Origin of the sequence: Streptomyces sp. NBC_00285 (assembly GCF_036174265.1) — a bacterium.
GTDB lineage: Bacteria > Actinomycetota > Actinomycetes > Streptomycetales > Streptomycetaceae > Streptomyces.
In genome coordinates this window covers 1,224,454-1,241,996 of the sequence record NZ_CP108055.1, presented here as the reverse complement: position 1 = coordinate 1,241,996, position 17,543 = coordinate 1,224,454, and the positions used below count along the sequence as shown (strand labels likewise).

Sequence of the window (17,543 nt, the reverse complement as noted above, 5' to 3'; positions counted from 1 at the left end):
GCGCCCCCGGCCGGCGGGCACCCCACTCACGTCAGGGTCCAGCACGACATGCTTCGCTATCTCATCCGGCGCCTGCTGGCGGCAGCCGCGATCCTGCTGGTGATCACCGTCATCACCTTCTTCATCTTCTTCGCGCTGCCGTCCGACCCCGCGCTCCTGGCCTGCGGCAAGACGTGCTCGCCGTCCCGGCTGGCGGAGATCAGGCACTCCCTCGGCCTCGACCAGGGCTATCTGAAGCAGTTCTGGGAGTTCTTCAAGGGCCTGTTCATCGGCCGGGACTACGGCGACCAGAGCGTGCGCGTCCACTGCGGCGCGCCCTGTCTCGGGCTGTCCTTCCAGACCGACACCCCCGTCCTGACCACCCTGCTGTCCGACTTCCCCGCGGACCTCTCGCTCGGCCTCGGCGCCGCGGTGCTCTTCCTCTTCCTGGGCGTCGGCCTCGGCACGGTCGCCGCCGTCCGCCGGGGAAAGGCCGCCGACAAGGCCGCGGTGGGACTCGCGCTGCTCGGTGTCTCCGTGCAGATCTACTTCGTCGGCCTGCTGCTGCTCTACCTGTTCGTCGACAAGTGGCAGATCCTGCCCGCCTCCGGCTACACCCCGATCACCCAGGACCCGAGCGCCTGGTTCCAGGGCCTCCTCCTGCCGTGGGCCACCCTGGTCATTGTCTACCTCGCGCTGTACACCCGGCTCACCCGCTCCTCCATGCTGGAGGTCCTCGCCGAGGACTACATGCGCACCGCGCGGGCCAAGGGACTGTCCACCGGCAAGGTCGTCCTCAAGCACGGCCTGCGGGCCGCGATCACCCCGATCATCACCATCTTCGGCATGGACGTCGGCTCGCTCATCGGCGGCTCCGCGGTCATCACGGAGTCGGTGTTCGGCATCGACGGCATCGGCAAGCTCGCCGTGGACTCCGTGCAGAACTCCGACCTGCCGGTCATCCTCGGCACCACGCTCTTCGCGGCGACGTTCGTCGTGCTCGCCAACGTGGTCGTCGATGTGGTCTACGGCCTTGTCGACCCCCGTGTCCGCCTCGCCTGAGCCCCTCTCACCGCAGCAAGGAAACCCCGTGTCCCTCCTGACCTCACCGAAACCGGCGGACGCCGATCCCACGGCCGCCCCCTTCCTCGACGTACGGGATCTGCGTGTGCACTTCCCCACCGAGGACGGGACCGTCAAGTCCGTCGACGGCGTCTCCTTCGCCCTGGAGAAGGGCAGCACGCTCGGTATCGTCGGCGAGTCCGGCTCGGGGAAGTCGGTCACCTCGCTGGCCCTGCTCGGGCTGCACAAGGGCACCCGCGCCGTCGTCTCCGGGGAGATCCGGCTGGACGGCAAAGAACTCGTCGCCCTCCCCGAGCGCGACATGCGCGAACTGCGCGGCCGGACGGTCTCCATGATCTTCCAGGACCCGCTGTCCGCCCTGCACCCGTACTTCACCGTCGGCGCCCAGATCGCCGAGGCCTACCGGGTCCATCACAAGGTCACGAAGAAGGAGGCCCGGGAGCGCGCCGTGGAGATGCTGAAACGGGTCGGCATCCCGCAGCCCGAACTACGGGTGCGGGACTATCCGCACCAGTTCTCCGGCGGTATGCGCCAGCGCGCCATGATCGCCATGGCGCTGGTCTGCGACCCCGAACTTCTCATCGCCGACGAGCCGACGACGGCCCTGGACGTCACCGTCCAGGCACAGATCCTGGACCTGATCCGCGACCTCCAGGAGGAGTTCGGCTCCGCGGTCATCCTCATCACCCACGACCTGGGCGTGGTGGCCGACATCGCCGACGACATCCTGGTGATGTACGGCGGCCGCCGCATCGAGTACGGCACCGTGCGCGACGTTCTCAAACAGCCTCAACACCCGTACACCTGGGGCCTGTTGGAGTCGATGCCGCAGATCACGGGCGATGTCGAACGGCGGCTGAACCCGATCGCCGGAGCCCCGCCGAGTCTGATCAACCCTCCAGGCGGCTGCGCCTTCCACCCCCGTTGCACCTACAAGGGCTGGGTGCCCGAGGGGCGTTGCGCGAGCGACCTGCCCGAACTGCTCGCCGTCTCCGGCACCGGCCGGCACCTCGCCGCCTGTCACCTCACCCCGGAGACCAGGAAAGAGATCCGCGGTCGTACGGCCACCGGGGCCTCGCAGTGACGGCGGCAGACGAACAGGAGCATGCCGTGAGCACCACTCAGCCCGCCGCCGGGGAGCACCTGCTCGACGTCAGCGGCCTCACCAAACACTTCCCGATCCGCCAGGGCATCCTCTTCCAGCGGCAGATCGGGGCCGTGCACGCCGTCGACGGCATCGACTTCACGGTCGGCGCCGGTCAGTCGCTCGGACTGGTCGGCGAGTCCGGCTGCGGCAAGTCGACGACGGGCCGGCTCATCACCCGGCTGCTGGAACCGACGGCCGGGAAGGTCGTGTTCGACGGCGAGGACATCACCCACGCCCCCGCCGCCAGGATGAAGGAGGCCCGACGGAACCTCCAGATGATCTTCCAGGATCCGTACTCCTCCCTGAATCCCCGGCACACGGTCGGCACGATCGTCGAGACGCCGATGCGGCTCAACGACATCAACCCGCCGCAGGGCCGCAAGAAGCGCGCCCAGGAACTGCTGGAGACCGTCGGGCTCAGCCCCGAGCACTACAACCGCTACCCGAACGAGTTCTCCGGCGGCCAGCGCCAGCGCATCGGGATCGCCCGCGCCCTCGCGCTGCGTCCCAAGCTCATCGTGGCCGACGAACCGGTGTCGGCGCTGGACGTGTCCATCCAGGCGCAGATCGTCAACCTGCTCCAGGATCTCCAGCGGGAGTTCGGCATCGCGTTCGTCTTCATCGCCCACGACCTCGCCGTCGTACGGCACTTCTGCGAACGGGTCGCGGTGATGTACCTGGGCAAGATCGTTGAGGTCGCCGACCGGCAGACGCTGTACACCCGGCCCCGGCACCCCTATACCCACGCCCTGCTGTCCGCCGTCCCCGAGGCCGATCCCGACGCCACCGGGCGCCGCGAGCGCATCCGGCTCGCCGGGGACGTGCCCTCGCCGGTCGATCCGCCGTCCGGCTGCCGCTTCCGCACCCGCTGCTGGAAGGCCCAGGACAGGTGCGCGACAGTGGAGCCGCCGTTGGTGCGCGTGACGGGAGACACCGAGGGCCACCTGACGGCCTGTCACTTCCCGGAGGAGCCGAGCGTGGAGGCCCGCGGCGAGGACATCGTGCTCGATCCGGCGCTGACCGCACTGGAGGACAGCGCTGCGACCTCTTCGTGAGGGTACGGGGTGAGCCTGCTCTCCTGTTCCAGTCGCCGGTTGAAGTCGCCGACCACGACGGCGAGTTGTGCGTGCCGGGAGATGAGGTCGGCCGCGGCCCCGGGGATCCCCTCGGGTCGGCGGCCGGCGGCGCACGCGCGGATGAAGTCCTCACGTTCGTCCCGGCCGAGGCCGTACTGGTCGACGACCAGCCAATGCACCAGGTAGGAGAGGGCGTAGGCGCGGTCGTAGCGGCGGTGGCGGCCGTGGAAGTCGCGTTCCTGCGGCGTGAGGTGGAAGCGGTTCGACAGGGCCAGTCCGTAGTCGGTCAGGTAGAGCCGCCGTCCGTCGGTGAGGATGTTGCGGAAGTGGGCGTCGAAGTGGATGAGTTGCTGCTCGTGGAGGAAGCCGGTGACGGCTTCGAGGCCCTGCTCCACGAGGGCACACGCGAAGTCGGCGTTCCGTGTGCGCAGTTGGGCTGAGAACCAGTCGTGCAGGGTGTGCGGCAGGTACTCCAGGAACAGGGTCAGGCTCGCCGAGGCCGTGCTGAGGGCCTCGATGCGCTCGCGTCCGCCGCCCCAGTAGGTCACGGCCCGCTCCACGTCGGCGAGTTCTTCGGGCAGCGGCCGCGGAGCGTGGGGCAGTACCCGCCAGTGGTGGAGCAGCGGGAAGTCCGGGAAGCGGCCGGAGCGTACCCAGTTGGTCGTCATCTCGTGCACGGCCAGCTCCCGCCAGGCACCGAAGCCGGGGCTGCCGACCGCGCCGATGCCGTAGTGGCAGCGGGCGGGCAGCGCGAAGAGGTTCGCGGTGGAGCGGACGTTGTCGGGGTGGAGTTCGGCGTCGGTGACCGGAACCTGCTTCACGAAGACCCGTACGCCGTCCACCTCCAGGAGGGTTGCCTGCCCGCCGATCCCGGTTCCGGCGGGCGTGCCGGACGCCACGAGGTCCGCGAGGCCGCGGTCGCTCAGGAGGGCGAGGGAGGTGGCGGTGTCGGCGTGGGTGCCCAGACGCGCGGAGGAGTCCATGGACCCATGATCGGCCCGCCATGGCCGCGGCGGCACCCGGCGTCCGGCCCGGGTGCCGCCAACTTCTCGGACGAGCAAGGGGATTGAGCCCGGTCGGCGGGGAACACCGCGTCCACCACCCTCGCCCCGTCGGCTCAGCCCCCCGCGTAGTTGCGCAGGAACAGGGCTTCCGTCACCGCCAGGCGCTCCAGCTCCTGCGGGGACACGCTCTCGTCCACGGCGTGGATCCGGGCCTCCGGCTCGCTCAGCCCGATGAGGAGGATCTCGGCCTGCGGGTAGAGGGCGGCGAGGGTGTTGCACAGGGGGATCGAGCCGCCCTGGCCGGCGTACTGCATCTCCTGGCCCGGGTAGGCCACGGCCATCGCGTCGGCCATCGCCGCGTACGCCGGGCTGGTGGTGTCCGCGCTGAACGGCTGGCCCTGGCCGATCTGTTCGGTGCTCACCCGCGCACCCCACGGGGTGTGCGTCTCCAGGTGGGCCCGCAGTCGCCCGGTCGCCTCGGCCGCGTCGATGCCCGGCGGCACCCGCAGGCTGACCAGGGCGCGTGCGCTCGCCTGCACGGACGGGGTGGCGCCGACGACCGGCGGGCAGTCGATGCCGAGAACCGTGACGGCGGGGCCGGACCAGATGCGGTCGGCGACCGTGCCGGAGCCGATCAGCTCGACGCCGTCCAGCACCCTGGCGTCCTTGCGGAACTGCTCCTCGTCGTACTGGAGGCCGTCCCAGGCCGCTCCCGGCGTCAGGCCGTCGATCGTGGTCGAGCCGTCCTTCGCGCGCAGCGAGTCCAGTACGCGGATCAGCGCGGCCAGCGCGTCCGGGGCGGCGCCGCCGAACTGACCCGAGTGGAGGTTGCCCTCCAGGGTGTCGACCTGGACGCGCATCATCGTCATGCCGCGCAGGGTCGCGGTGACCGTCGGCAGACCGGTACGGAAGTTGCCCGCGTCGCCGATGACGACGGTGTCCGCCTCCAGCAGCCCGGGGTGCGCCTCGGCGTACCGCTCCAGACCGCCCGTGCCCTGCTCCTCGGAGCCCTCGGCGATGAACTTGACGTGGACCGGGACCCCGCCGTTCGCCTTGAGGGCGCGCAGCGCGAGCAGGTGCATGATCACACCGCCCTTGCAGTCGGCGGCCCCGCGCCCGTACCAGCGGCCGTCGCGCTCGGTGAGTTCGAACGGCGGGGTCGTCCAGGCGGCCTCGTCCAGCGGCGGCTGCACGTCGTAGTGGGCGTAGAGCAGGACGGTCTTCGCGCCCTCGGGGCCGGGCAGAAAGCCGTACACCGACTGGGTGCCGTCCGGGGTGTCGAGCAGGGCCACGTCCTGGAATCCCTCGGCGGTGAGCGCGTCCGCGACCCAGCGGGCGGCGGCCTCGCTCTCGCTCCTCGGGAACTGGTCGAAGTCCGCCACCGACCTGAACGCCACCAGTTCGGTGAGCTCCGCCCGCGCCCCGGGCATCAGCGAGGCGACGGTCTCGGCGACCGGATTCGACGACATGGGCACGCTCCTTGTGGGTGCGACGTTGTACCTGTGAGTGCCGTAGATCCTCCCACAGTGGTGTGGGGGCGGGCCCGCCGTAGGATGCGGGAGACAGGTGCGGCAAAGGCTTGATCGGGAGCAGCAGACCATCGTGAGCAGCGAGAACTCTTCGGCGGACGACCCTTCGGCGGACGGCGTGCAGGACGACGGCATGCGGGACGACGACGTGCAGGACGACGCACAGCGGGTGTGGGACGTCGTCGTCGTGGGCGCGGGACCCGCGGGGGCCTCGGCCGCGTACGCGGCGGCGGTCGCGGGACGGCGCGTGCTGTTGCTGGAGAAGGCCGAGCTGCCGCGGTACAAAACGTGCGGCGGTGGCATCATCGGCCCCTCGCGGGACTCGTTGCCGCCCGGCTTCGAGCTGCCCTTCCGGGACCGGGTGCACGCGGTGACCTTCTCGAACAACGGCCGCTTCACCCGCACCCGGCGTTCCCGGCAGATGCTGTTCGGGCTGATCAACCGGCCCGAGTTCGACCAGCAACTCGTCGAGCACGCGCAGAAGGCGGGCGCCGAGCTCCGGACCGGCGTCACCGTCCAGCGTGTGGAGCAGCACGGTTCGACGGTTCCGGACCGGCGTACGGTCGCGGTGGTCCTGCAGGGCGGCGAGACGCTGCTCGCGCGGGCCGTCGTGGGGGCCGACGGCAGCGCCAGCCGGATAGGGGCGCATGTCGGGGTGAAGCTCGACCAGGTCGACCTCGGCCTTGAGGCGGAGATCCCGGTGCCGGAGACCGTCGCCGAGGACTGGAAGGGGCGGGTCCTCATCGACTGGGGCCCGATGCCCGGCAGTTACGGCTGGGTCTTCCCCAAGGGGGACACCCTGACCGTCGGGGTGATCTCGGCGCGCGGTGAAGGCGCGGCCACCAAGCGGTACTTGGAGGACTTCATCGGGCGGCTCGGGCTCGCCGGGTTCGAACCGAGCATCTCCTCGGGCCACTTGACCCGCTGCCGTGCCGACGACTCGCCGCTCTCGCGCGGGCGGGTGCTGGTGTGCGGTGACGCCGCGGGGCTGCTGGAGCCGTGGACCCGCGAGGGCATCTCCTTCGCGCTGCGCTCCGGGCGGCTCGCGGGGGAGTGGGCGGTTCGGATCGCGGAGGCCCACGACGCGGTGGACACCCGGCGCCAGGCACTGAACTACGCGTTCGCCATCAAGGCGGGCCTCGGTGTCGAGATGAGCGTCGGCAAGCGGATGCTGACCGCCTTCGAACGCCGTCCCGGTCTGTTCCACGCGGCGCTGACGGGTTTCCGGCCCGCGTGGAACGCGTTCAAGGAGATCACCCAGGGCTCGACCACGCTGGGTGAGCTCGTCCGTGGCCGGCCGCTGGCCCAGCGGGCGCTGGCCGCGCTGGACCCGCGTCCCGGCGAGCGTGGGGCGGGCGGCGAGAGCACCTCCTGAGCACCTACGGCTTGACCGCGAACCGGAACACGGGGTGGTCGGGCGCGGCGGCGATGATCTCCTCGTCGGAGGATTTGACGGTCACGCCCTGGAAGTACTGGTTGACCTCCCAGCCCCACTTCTTCAGATAGGTCCGCAGGATCGGGAGCTTCTCCTCGTCCGAGAGCTCCACCACCGTGAACTCCCGGACCTTGCGGCCGACCCGCAGCTCCCCGCCGCCGGCGGCGCGCATGTTGCGCACCCACTGAGAGTGGCCGCGTGCCGAGACCAGGTACTGCTCGCCCTCGTACGTGTGCGGGTTGACCGGCACCCGCTGCATCTGGCCGCTCTTGCGGCCGCGCACCGACAGCTCAGCGGTGCCGGCCAGGCTGAATCCGTGCCGGGCCAGCCAGCCGATGACGCTGTTGAAGCGGACGGTGAGCGGACTGCCCTTGAGGTAGTAAGGCGACGACATGGTGACCCCCATCGGATTGAGAGAGCGGTGCTCTCGATTTCGTCTGGCATCAGTCTGCATGGATCGGCCGACCAAAGCAAGAGCGGTGCTCTCGATTATGTGCACTGATCTGCTTCTGTGGGAGACTGGCCCGCATGAGCACCACACAAGGCGCCCGGGCCCGCGCCCGGATCGAAGTCACCGCAGCCATCAAGGACGAGGCGCGCCGGCAGCTCGTGGCGGAGGGCGCGGCGAAGCTCTCCCTGAGGGCCGTGGCGCGTGAGCTGGGGATGGTCTCCTCGGCGCTGTACCGCTACTTCCCCAGCCGCGACGACCTGCTCACCGCGCTGATCATCGACGCGTACGACTCCCTGGGCGAGAGCGCGGAACACGCGCACGAGAGTGCCGCCGGAGCGGGCCCGCTGGAGCGCTGGGTCGCCACATGCGACTCCGTGCGCCGCTGGTCGCTCGACCATCCGCACGAGTACGCCCTGATCTACGGCTCTCCCGTCCCCGGCTACACCGCACCGCAGACCACCGTCCCGCCCGCCGCCCGCGTCGGCCTCCTCCTGATCGGCATCGTGCGCGACGCCCACCAGAGCCCGGGCCTCGCGGAGCTGCCCCCGGCTCCCGAAGACCTCCGGGCGGAGTCCTCCCGCATCGCCGCCGACCTCGCTCCCGACCTGCCGTCCGAGGTGGCCGCGCCCCTTGTGGCTGCCTGGGCCCAGCTCTTCGGCCTGATCGGCTTCGAGCTCTTCGGGCAGTTCAACCGGGTCGTGGAGGAGCGGGAACCGTTCTTCCGGCACGCGGTGCGGCAACTGGGGCGGAGCGTGGGGCTGCGACAGCGGTGACCGGCGTACTTCACGGGGAGTACAGGTGACCACCACGCCCGGGTGACGCCCGGCCCCGGCCGGGGCGTCTAGCGTGGCTTTCATGGACGGTGAGCAGCGCGTACGCGGGGCCGGGCACCCGCGAAGGTGGCGGCAGGGGCCGCCGTGGTGGACGCGCTCGGGTGACCCGGAGCGGGCGGCCCGGTGGCCGTGGGCATCCACGCTGCTGCTCACGTTCTTCGTGCTCGGGGGATCGAACTACGCGGCCCAGCAGCAGATCGGCGAGCGGGCCGCCCTCGATCCGTTCGCGCGGGCCCTGCTGGTGATCGGATCGGGGCTGTTGCTGTGGCGTCACCGGCGGCCGGTGCTCGTCGCCTTCGGTACGGCGGCTGCCGCGATGCTGTACCTCGGGGCCGGGTATCCCTACGGGCCCGTCTTCCTGACCGTCGCCCTCGCTTGTTTCAGCGCCGTCGTCGCCGGGCACCGCAGGGAGGCCTGGGCCGCCCTCGGAATGCTCTGGGCCGGGCATGTCCTGGTGGCGCACTGGCTCTACCGGTGGCTGCCGCCGTCCCAGGACCCGGCCGCACCCTGGGGGCAGGAAGGCGTGATCGCCGCCTGGGTCGTCGCGATCGTCGCCCTGTCGGAGCTGGCCCGGACCCGGCGGGAACAGTGGGCCCGGGAGCGCGCCGAGCGGGCCCGGGCCGCGCAGCGGCGCGCCGACGAGGAGCGGCTGCGCATCGCCCGCGAACTGCACGACGTGCTCGCCCACAGCATCTCCGTCATCAACGTCCAGGCCGGCGTCGGCCTCGCCCTTCTCGACACCGACCCCGAACAGGCCCGCACCGCGCTCACCACCATCAAGGCCGCCAGCAAGGAGGCGCTCGGCGAGGTACGCCAGGTGCTCGACACCCTGCGCACCCCGGGCGACGCGCCGCGCGCCCCCGCGCCGGGCCTCGACCGGCTGCCCGAACTGGTGTCACAGGCGGCGGGCGCGGGCCTGACGGTCGAGGTGGAGGGAACGGCCCCGACACTGCCGCCCGGCGCGGACCTCGCCGCCTTCCGGATCGTCCAGGAGGCGCTCACCAATGTCGTACGGCACTCGGGATCCCGGCACGCGCGCGTGCGGCTCGATCGGCGCGACGGTGCGTTGCGGCTCCGTATCGACGACGACGGACCGGTGACCGGCGCCGACGCGGGCGGCAGCGGCAACGGCCTGGCCGGAATGCGGGAGCGGGCCGCCGCACTAGGTGGCACGATCGAGGCGGGGCCGCGTCCCGACGGAGGGTTCCGGGTGCTCGCCGTACTGCCGCTCAAGGTGAAGGCCAAGGAGGACGACCGGTGATCCGCGTACTGCTCGCCGACGACCAGTCGCTCGTGCGTGCCGGCTTCCGCGCGCTGCTGGACGCGCAGCCGGACATCGAGGTGGCCGGGGAGGCCGCCGATGGTGAGGAGGCGGTCGGGAAGGTGCGCGAACTGCGGCCGGACATCGTGCTGATGGACATCCGCATGCCCCTGCTCGACGGCCTCGCCGCGACCCGGCGCATCACCGGGGACGCCGCTCTGTGCGAAGTTCGGGTGGTCATGCTCACCACCTTCGAACTGGACGAGTACGTCTTCGAGGCGATCCGTGCCGGCGCCTCCGGTTTCCTGGTCAAGGACACCGAGCCGGAGGAACTCCTGCGCGCCGTACGGGCCGTGGTCGACGGTGACGCGCTTCTCTCGCCGGGTGTGACCCGCCGTCTCATCGCCGAGTTCGCGGCCCGCTCCAAGGAGCCCGCGGCCGAGGGTGCCCTCGCCGAACTCACCGAGCGGGAACGGGAGGTGATGGCCCTGGTCGGCATCGGCCTGTCCAACGCGGAGATCGCCCGCCGCCTGGTCGTCAGCCCCCTCACCGCCAAGACCCACGTCAGCCGCACGATGGTGAAGCTGGGCGCCCGGGATCGCGCCCAACTCGTCGTGCTGGCCTACGAGTCGGGGTTGGTGCGGCCGGGCTGGCTGGGCTGATCGCCCTCCCGGCGGAACCGCATCAGGACGCTGATCACCCGGGCGAGGAAGAGCAGGGGTGCGAGCGCGGCTCCGACGCGCAGCAGCAACGTCTCGACCATGCCCGGCAGTTCGAACAAAAGCGCCGGTCCGGCCACGGCCCCGAAGAGCACCGCCGCCGCGAACAGCGCACTGCACAGCGCGTATCCGATCTCGACGGTGATGGCATCCCGCTCGGCCTGGTCACGCCGTCCCCCGTAGGTCTCCATCCCCGAAGTCTCACAGCCGGGTGTCCGGCGGAGCAAGGGCTCCACCGGACACCCGGCACGCAACGCGTCCCCCGGCCGCGTCAGTCGCCCACGACCACGCGCTCCGCCTCCTTCGGGGAGGTGGACCCGGCGACCACGACGGTCGGCCGCCGCCGTCGGACACGCAGCCCCGTGAGCGAGATCAGCAGACCGAGGACCGCGATACCGGTGACCACCGTCAGGCCGGGCACGTAGCTGTCGAGGACGGCCTGCGGGGACGCGGACTCCGCGGGGGTGTTCGCGGTCAGGACCGCCGTCACCACGGCGAGGAAGAGCGCGCCGCCCACCTGGACCGAGGTGTTGAGCAGACCCGAGACCATGCCCTGCTCGTGCTCGGCGACGCCGTTGGTGGCCTGCACGTTGAGGGACGGGAAGGTCAGCGCGAAAGCGGCGCCGACCAGCAGCATGGTCGGCAGGATCACCGCCGCGTAGGCCGGGTCGAGGTCGATGCGCAGGAACAGCAGATAGCCGACGACCATCAGCGCGAAGCCGGCCACGATCAGCCTCGGGGTGCCGAACCGGTCGATGACCGCGCCCACCCTGGTCGCGGACAGCGCCACCAGGGCGCCCGCGGGGAGGAAGGCCAGGGCGGTGTGCAGCGCCGACCAGCCGAGCAGTTGCTGCATGTAGAGGGAGACCAGGAACTGGAATCCGATGTAACTGCCGAGGAACGTCAACGCCCCCAGCTGCGCCCGCACTTGGGCACCCGAGCGCAGCACACCGAGCCGGATCAGCGGACTCGGGCTGCGCCGCTCGACCCTCACGAACGCGGTCAGCAGGGCGACCACGGCGAGGAAGGACACGATCGTGCGGACCGAGCCCCAGCCGGCTTGGGGTGCTTCGACGACGGTGAAGACCAGCAGCAGCATGGAGGAGGTGCCGAGGATGGCCCCGGGGATGTCGTACCCGCCGGTGCTCCGCTCGCGCTCGCTGCGCGGCAGCAGCCGCAGGCCCACGACGAGGGCGATCAGGGCGACGGGCGCGGGCAGCAGCATGGTGTAGCGCCAACTGGCCTCCGTGAGCAGGCCGGAGAAGACGAGCCCCATCGAGTACCCGGTGGCGCCGCAGGTGGTGTAGATGGAGAGGGCGCGGTTGCGCAGCGGTCCCTCGGCGAAGGTCGTGGTGATGATGGACAGGCCGGCCGGTGCGGTGAAGGCCGCGCTCAGGCCCTTGATGAAACGGCTGGCGATCAGCAGCGGGCCCGAGTCGACGAGGCCGCCCAGCAGCGAGGCGACCGCGAAGACGCCCAGGGCCACCAGGAAGACCTGACGCCGGCCCAGGAGGTCGGCGGCCCGGCCGCCCAGGAGCAGGAGTCCGCCGTAGCCGAGGATGTAGCCGCTGACGATCCATTGCAGGGTCGAGGTGGAAAGGCCCAGGTCGGCGCCTATGGACGGCAGTGCGACGCCGACCATCGACACGTCCAGCGCGTCCAGGAACATCGCGGCGCACAGCACCAGCAGGGTGCCCCAGAGTCGGGGTGTCCAGCGGACCGCTGAGGACGCGGCCGCCGGGGTGGTGAGCGGTGAGGTCATGCCGAGGACACTACATGCGTACGCATCCAATGCAAGCGCATTTAATGCCGCTGCAATGACCCACCTTCTCTGCTACGGTGCCGCGCATGGTGGCGAAGAAGCCCGAGCAGGCGCTCGCGGAGCAGTGGCGGGACATCCTGGCGCTGCACGCGCGCACGCAGTGCGAACTGGACCGCGCTCTGAACCAACACGGCCTGTGCGCAAGCGACTTCGAGGTGCTGGACGTCCTTGCCCACGACGGCTGCGCCTACCGCGTCCAGGAGATCTCCGAGCGGGTTCACCTGAGTCAGAGTGCGCTGTCCCGGCTGATCGCCCGCCTGGAGAAGGACGGACTCGTCGAGCGCGGGATGTGCGCGGAGGACCGGCGGGGTGTCCGGGTGTCACTCACGTCGAAGGGCCGCACGCTGCACGGCGACGCCCTGCCGTTGCAACGCGCGGTCCTCACAAGGATGTTGGAACCGTCCTAGCCCACGGCGGACTTCTCCCGCCACAGTTCGGCGACCGACGCGTCCCCGGTCACCTGAGGGAACGGCAGCCGGTTCCACAGTGCCGGATACAACCGCGCGGCGGGCCCGGACACCTCGCAGTCGGCGTCCCCCGCATCGCCGTACTCCGCCGCGGGCGGCTCCTCGGTCAGCCGTACGGTCCACACCGCACCGTCCGCGTCGGTCGCCCGCACCCGCAGAACCCGGGGCTCGGGGCTGCGGACCTGGCTCTTGGTGCGGGCGTGGAAGCCGCGCAGCAACTCGTCGATGCCGTCGGCCGCGAAGTCCCGGCCGGTTTCCTCCGGTGCGGTGCCGCCCCGCGCCGCCTCCGCGTCGAAGCGGTGCACGGCGGTCTCGTGCGCCTGCCGCCGGGCCCAGAACGCGAGCGGCGACGGCGCGGGCAGGAAGTGCCAGCACCGCACGTCGGGCGCGGCTGAACCGAGCGTGTCGACCAGGCTGCGGTGACCGGTGCGGAACCAGGCCAGCAACTCCGCGCCGTCCAGAGCGGGTTCGTCGCCGAGGGGGCGAAAGGCGGTGTGCTCCTCGGCGACGAACGCCGTCGCCCAGCGATGCACCGCCCCGGTGTGCCGCAGCAGGTCCCGCACCTGCCAGTCCGGACAGGTCGGCACCTTGGCGTCGGTACCGGCCTGCTCGGCGGCGGACGCCAGCAACACGCCTTCCCGGTCCAGGATCTCGATGAACTCGGCTGTCTCCATGAGGCGAGTGTGCCCGACTCCGTCGGGTCACCAGTCGCGAGCGGCCTGAAACAGGTGGTCGCGGACCAGCGCCACGTGCGGGTTGCCCGAGGTGCCGGGCCGCTGGGCCAGGAAACTCGTGTTGACGGGCGGGTCGTCGGGGTCGTGGAGCAGGGTCAGCGTGCCCGAGGCCAGTTCCTCCGCGCACAGATAGCGGGGGAGCACGGTGAATCCGGCGCCGCCGACGACCGCGGCCTTCACCGCGTTCAGGTCAGGCATGGTCACCGCGGGCTGCCGTACCAGACGTCTGCCGAAGACGTGCCGCCAGTAGCGGCGCACGATGGGCAGGTCCTCGGCGTAGGCGACCAGGGGAACGCCGTTCAGCGCGGCCGTCAGGTGTTCGGGCCTGCCGAGCCGTTCCGCCTGGGCGGGGGAGGCGACCAGCACGAACTCCTCGTCGCTCAGGGGCAGGGCCGTGAGGGTCCGGCCGCGCGGCCGGAACGTGGCGATCACCAGGTCGTGGCGGCCCGCGCGCAGATCCTCCAGGAGCGGTTCGGTCAGACCCGGCGTGATGCGCAGCCGTACACCTCTGTCCACCAGGGGAGCCAGACCGGGCAGCACGCAGCGGGACAGCAGCTCGGCCGGGCCGGCCAGATGCACCGGCTCGGCCGGGGCGTCGTCCGCGGTCCCGGCGGACCCGGCGACCGCCGCGAGGGAGTCCAGTGGCTGCACGATCCGGGCGGCGAGCTCGTCCGCGTACGGCGCCGGGGACACCCCGCGTGCCTGGCGCTCGAACAGCTCGCGGGCCAACTGCCTTTCCAGAGTGCGGATCTGGGTGGTGACCGTGGGCTGGGACAGACCGAGGAGGCGGGCAGCGGCGGTGAAGGAGCCGGTGCGGTACACCGTCAGGAACGTCCGCAGCAGGTTCAGGTCCAGTGGGGCGGCCACGCTCTGCCCCGGCACCTCGGAGCCATTGGTGTTCCTATCCCTCATATGCGTGAGCCTATTGGATTTCTATGGCGGGGCGGGACTACGGTTTCACCATGTCGAAGATCCTCTTTGTGATGACCGGTGCCGACCACTGGACCCTGGCCGACGGCACCCAGCACCCCACCGGCTTCTGGGCCGAGGAGGCCGTCGCCCCCTACGAGGCCTTCAAGGCCGCGGGACACGAGATCGTCGTGGCCACCCCGGGCGGAGTCGTGCCCACCGTGGACAAGGGCAGCCTCGCGGCCGAGCTCAACGGCGGGCAGGAGAACGCCGACCGCATCGCCGGGGTGCTCGCAGCCGCCGCCGAACTCCAGCAGCCCCTGCGGCTGGAGGACGTGAACCTCGACGACTACGCGGCCGTCTTCTACCCCGGCGGCCACGGACCGATGGAGGACCTCGCGGTCGACGCCGACTCCGGCAGGCTGCTCACCCGCGCCCTGGCGAGCGGCAGGCCCCTCGGCGTCGTCTGCCACGCCCCGGCCGCACTGCTCGCCGCCACCGGCGCCGACGGGACCAACGCGTTCGCTGGGCGCCGCGTGGCCGCCTTCACCAACGCCGAGGAGACTCAGGCGGGCTTCGCCGACAAGGCCAAGTGGCTGCTCCAGGACCGGCTCACCGAGGCCGGTGTGCAGGTCGACGAGGCCGAGCCGTGGGCTCCCCACGTGATCGTCGACGGCAACCTGGTGACCGGACAGAACCCGGCGTCCTCCGCCCCGCTCGCCGTCGAACTGCTCAAGAAGCTGGGCTGAGCCGGAGGAGAGGCGGGCCGTCCCGGTGTGGCCGGCCCGCCTCTCCACGGACCGCCGACGTCGGCCGGTCTCCTGACCGAGCGTCGGGCACCGAGTCTCTGATGCTGCTCAAGTCGCTTGTCGGGCACGGGACATGACCGTCACGATGACCCGCATGTCGAGAATCACGGGACTGAATAAGAAGCACAACTTCGTGCTGCTCGTCCGGGACGCGGACGTGGTCGGAGCGGCCCTGCGGCAGGCGCTGACGGAGGCCTCGCCGGAGGAGCGCCCGGGGCTGGAACGTGCCGTCGCGCTTGTCGAGTCCACCGCCGCCGCCACCGAGACCCAGCTGCGCGCCCGCTGGGTCCGCTCCCGGCTGGCCGAGGTCGGCTTCACGGGCGACATCACGTCGGTCGCGGCGGTACGGGCACTTCGCGAGGCGGAGCCGAAGCTGAGCCTGCTGGCGGCCGTGCAGTTGCAGAAGGAAGCGGTGGCCCACCCCGAGTGATCGGGCGGGGCCTCGTGCTGCCCGGTGCGCCGGGACCGGCTCCGTCCGGCCCGTCCGCTCACGTGGCTCGTCCCCGGGCTGGCCGGTGATCGGCCGGCGTCAGCCCGCTGTCGAGCGTCGGGTCAGCAGAGCGATGGCCGCGGCGGCGGCCGCGAGTACCGCGACGCTGGTGAGGGCGGCGGGGAGCGAGAACCAGTCGGCCATGAAACCGATCGCCGGCGGGCCGAGGAGCATGCCTCCGTAGCCGAGGGTGGAGGCGACGGCGACCCCGTCGGGTCCGGCCAGCCTGCCCGCGCGTTCGACGGCGACGGGGAAGAGATTGGCGAGGCCGAGTCCGGTGATCATGAAGCCGAGGAGTGCCGCCCAGAGGGACGGGGCGAGAGCGCCGAGCAGCATGCCGAGCGCGGCGGTGGTGCCGCCGCCCACCAGCGTGCGGGTCTGGCCGAGTCGTTCGAGCAGTTTCGTGCCGGTCAGCCGGCCGATCGTCATGGCGAGCGCGAAGCAGGAGTAACCGGCCGCAGCGATGCCGGGTGTGGCGTCCAGGTCGTGCTCCAGGTGCAGTGCGCTCCAGTCGGCCAGGGCGCCCTCGCCGTAGGCCGTGCACAGGGCGATCAGGCCGAAGGTGATGACGAGACCCCGGGTGCGGGTGTCCGGGCGGCGGGGCGCGGGTTGCTGCCGAAGTGTGTGCTCCGAGGCGGGTGCGGGGTGGAGCCGGGGTGCGTCCTGCGAGGGGCGTGGAGCCTGGGCGGGAGGCGTGTGCTGTGCGGGGGCCAGTGGCTGGATGCGCAGCAGGGTCCGGCCCGCGACGGTCGTGACGAGCAGGCCGATCACGGTGAGGCCGAGCAGATGCCGGGTGGGGGAGAGGCCTCCGGCGACCAGCCCGCCGAGCCCGGCGCCGATCATGCCGCCGAGGCTGAACGCGGCATGGAAACTGGGCATGATGGGTCGCCGCAGGGCGCCCACGAGATCAACCGCGGCACTGTTGAACGCGACGTTGAGGCTGCCGTACGCCGCACCGAAGACCAGCAGTACTGCGCCCAGCGCCATCGCGGAGTGCGTGAGCGGCGGCAGCGCGACGCTGAGGGAGAGCAGGACGGCGCAGGCGACGGTGACCCGGTGGGTGCCGTAGCGGCGGCACAGGCGTCCCGTGAGCATCATGGTGATCACGGCACCGGCCGAGACGCCGAGAAGGGCGAGACCGAGGGCGCTGGCGGAAGCGCCGGTCTGTTCCTTGATCGCGGGGATGCGGACGACCCACCCGGCGAAGATGAATCCGTCCATGGCGAAGAAGACGGTGAGGGCGATGCGGAGCCGGGTGAGCTCGCTGCGCTTTCCCGGCACGGCACTGTGCGTTCGGGCTTTGTTTATCTGCGGCACAAAGTCAGCGTAGGTGGGCGCTCGGTTGGCGGCAAGGGTGTTCGGTTGAGCGGAGGCGGTTGTCCGGTGGGGCGCCTGGCGCTTGTGTGCCTCAACTCCCTTGTTGCGGTGATGGATTCAGTGCTCATTTTCGGCGGTCCCGCTGTGTCCCCCTGCGTCCGGGACGCTGTCTCGATGGCCCGTGTCGATGAGTGGCGCGCGGATCGCGGCGCTGCGGGTGAGCGGTTCGAGTGCCACCCGACGGCACGAACTTCCGACGTCATCTCGGGCGCGACGGGGGCGCCGGAGCGCAACGGCATGGGTTGATCGCGAGGCGATTCGTGCACACCCATTGACCCTCGCCGATCCATCGATCTAACCTCCGTCCTCATATGTAGATGACGTCTTTGTATGGGGATTGCGTTCAGCAGGTTGACTCCGTGACGTCACGGAGCACCCGCTCGACACACCTCACCGCACTGCCAGTTCAAAGGAGAAC

18 protein-coding genes are annotated in these 17,543 nt (G+C 71.1%); 10 read left to right on the top strand and 8 right to left on the bottom strand.

Going from position 1 to position 17,543, the window contains the following annotated elements; translation table 11 throughout:
- Positions 1-48: 48 nt before the first annotated feature.
- From OHT57_RS05840 to OHT57_RS05830, 3 genes are read left to right on the top strand one after another with little or no spacing between them, the layout of a single operon-like run.
- Positions 49-1,041, top strand: a complete 993-nt coding sequence (locus OHT57_RS05840; RefSeq protein WP_328744963.1) for an ABC transporter permease — start codon at positions 49-51, stop codon at positions 1,039-1,041.
- Between the two features lie 28 nt (positions 1,042-1,069).
- Positions 1,070-2,146, top strand: a complete 1,077-nt coding sequence (locus tag OHT57_RS05835; RefSeq protein ID WP_328744962.1) for an ABC transporter ATP-binding protein — start codon at positions 1,070-1,072, stop codon at positions 2,144-2,146.
- Complete coding sequence (locus OHT57_RS05830; protein WP_328744961.1) at positions 2,143-3,264, top strand: ABC transporter ATP-binding protein; 1,122 nt, start codon at positions 2,143-2,145, stop codon at positions 3,262-3,264. The genes OHT57_RS05835 and OHT57_RS05830 overlap by 4 nt, the downstream gene beginning before the upstream one ends.
- On the opposite strand, the gene OHT57_RS05825 is transcribed toward OHT57_RS05830, so the two are convergent.
- Complete coding sequence (locus tag OHT57_RS05825; RefSeq protein WP_328744960.1) at positions 3,165-4,268, bottom strand: protein kinase family protein; 1,104 nt, start codon at positions 4,266-4,268, stop codon at positions 3,165-3,167. The two genes, OHT57_RS05830 and OHT57_RS05825, sit on opposite strands and share 100 nt — an antisense overlap.
- A gap of 134 nt (positions 4,269-4,402) precedes the next feature.
- Entirely contained in the window at positions 4,403-5,758 is a 1,356-nt protein-coding gene (locus OHT57_RS05820; protein ID WP_328744959.1) for a dipeptidase, read from the bottom strand.
- 133 nt (positions 5,759-5,891) lie between these two features.
- On the opposite strand from OHT57_RS05820, the gene OHT57_RS05815 reads away from it, so the two are divergent.
- Positions 5,892-7,193, top strand: coding sequence for a geranylgeranyl reductase family protein (locus tag OHT57_RS05815; RefSeq protein ID WP_443053424.1), 1,302 nt, complete (start codon positions 5,892-5,894; stop codon positions 7,191-7,193).
- Positions 7,194-7,197: 4 nt separating this feature from the next.
- Here OHT57_RS05815 and OHT57_RS05810 read toward each other — a convergent pair whose 3' ends face one another.
- A complete protein-coding gene (locus OHT57_RS05810; RefSeq protein WP_328744958.1) occupies positions 7,198-7,647 on the bottom strand; it encodes a nitroreductase family deazaflavin-dependent oxidoreductase in 450 nt (149 codons plus the stop codon).
- Between the two features lie 134 nt (positions 7,648-7,781).
- Between OHT57_RS05810 and OHT57_RS05805 the strand changes: the two genes are divergently transcribed.
- From OHT57_RS05805 to OHT57_RS05795, 3 genes are all read left to right on the top strand, one after another.
- Positions 7,782-8,477: a TetR/AcrR family transcriptional regulator gene (locus tag OHT57_RS05805; protein WP_328744957.1), complete on the top strand. Its 696-nt coding sequence runs from the start codon at positions 7,782-7,784 to the stop codon at positions 8,475-8,477.
- A gap of 82 nt (positions 8,478-8,559) precedes the next feature.
- Positions 8,560-9,798, top strand: a complete 1,239-nt coding sequence (locus tag OHT57_RS05800) for a sensor histidine kinase (RefSeq protein WP_328744956.1) — start codon at positions 8,560-8,562, stop codon at positions 9,796-9,798.
- Positions 9,795-10,460 (top strand): response regulator transcription factor, encoded by a 666-nt coding sequence (locus OHT57_RS05795; protein WP_328744955.1) that lies wholly within the window; start codon positions 9,795-9,797, stop codon positions 10,458-10,460. Before OHT57_RS05800 ends, OHT57_RS05795 begins: the two co-directional genes overlap by 4 nt.
- Here the strand turns inward: OHT57_RS05795 and OHT57_RS05790 are convergent.
- Complete coding sequence (locus OHT57_RS05790; RefSeq protein WP_328744954.1) at positions 10,421-10,708, bottom strand: DUF6332 family protein; 288 nt, start codon at positions 10,706-10,708, stop codon at positions 10,421-10,423. The two genes, OHT57_RS05795 and OHT57_RS05790, sit on opposite strands and share 40 nt — an antisense overlap.
- A gap of 80 nt (positions 10,709-10,788) precedes the next feature.
- Positions 10,789-12,279 carry an MFS transporter gene (locus OHT57_RS05785; RefSeq protein ID WP_328744953.1) on the bottom strand — a complete coding sequence of 497 codons (1,491 nt, stop codon included), beginning with the start codon at positions 12,277-12,279 and terminating at the stop codon, positions 10,789-10,791.
- 86 nt (positions 12,280-12,365) lie between these two features.
- Here OHT57_RS05785 and OHT57_RS05780 point away from each other — a divergent pair, with 86 nt between their 5' ends.
- Complete coding sequence (locus OHT57_RS05780; protein WP_328744952.1) at positions 12,366-12,746, top strand: MarR family winged helix-turn-helix transcriptional regulator; 381 nt, start codon at positions 12,366-12,368, stop codon at positions 12,744-12,746.
- Here the strand turns inward: OHT57_RS05780 and OHT57_RS05775 are convergent.
- Both OHT57_RS05775 and OHT57_RS05770 read right to left on the bottom strand, forming a co-directional pair.
- A complete protein-coding gene (locus tag OHT57_RS05775; RefSeq protein WP_328744951.1) occupies positions 12,743-13,480 on the bottom strand; it encodes a maleylpyruvate isomerase family mycothiol-dependent enzyme in 738 nt (245 codons plus the stop codon). The genes OHT57_RS05780 and OHT57_RS05775 overlap by 4 nt on opposite strands.
- A 27-nt stretch (positions 13,481-13,507) precedes the next feature.
- Positions 13,508-14,452: a LysR family transcriptional regulator gene (locus OHT57_RS05770; protein WP_328744950.1), complete on the bottom strand. Its 945-nt coding sequence runs from the start codon at positions 14,450-14,452 to the stop codon at positions 13,508-13,510.
- A 50-nt stretch (positions 14,453-14,502) separates the two neighbouring features.
- On the opposite strand from OHT57_RS05770, the gene OHT57_RS05765 reads away from it, so the two are divergent.
- Positions 14,503-15,198, top strand: a complete 696-nt coding sequence (locus tag OHT57_RS05765) for a type 1 glutamine amidotransferase domain-containing protein (RefSeq protein WP_328744949.1) — start codon at positions 14,503-14,505, stop codon at positions 15,196-15,198.
- A gap of 154 nt (positions 15,199-15,352) precedes the next feature.
- Positions 15,353-15,688 (top strand): hypothetical protein, encoded by a 336-nt coding sequence (locus OHT57_RS05760; RefSeq protein WP_328744948.1) that lies wholly within the window; start codon positions 15,353-15,355, stop codon positions 15,686-15,688.
- 99 nt (positions 15,689-15,787) lie between these two features.
- On the opposite strand, the gene OHT57_RS05755 is transcribed toward OHT57_RS05760, so the two are convergent.
- Entirely contained in the window at positions 15,788-17,029 is a 1,242-nt protein-coding gene (locus tag OHT57_RS05755) for an MFS transporter (protein WP_328744947.1), read from the bottom strand.
- Between the last annotated feature and the right edge of the window lie 514 nt (positions 17,030-17,543).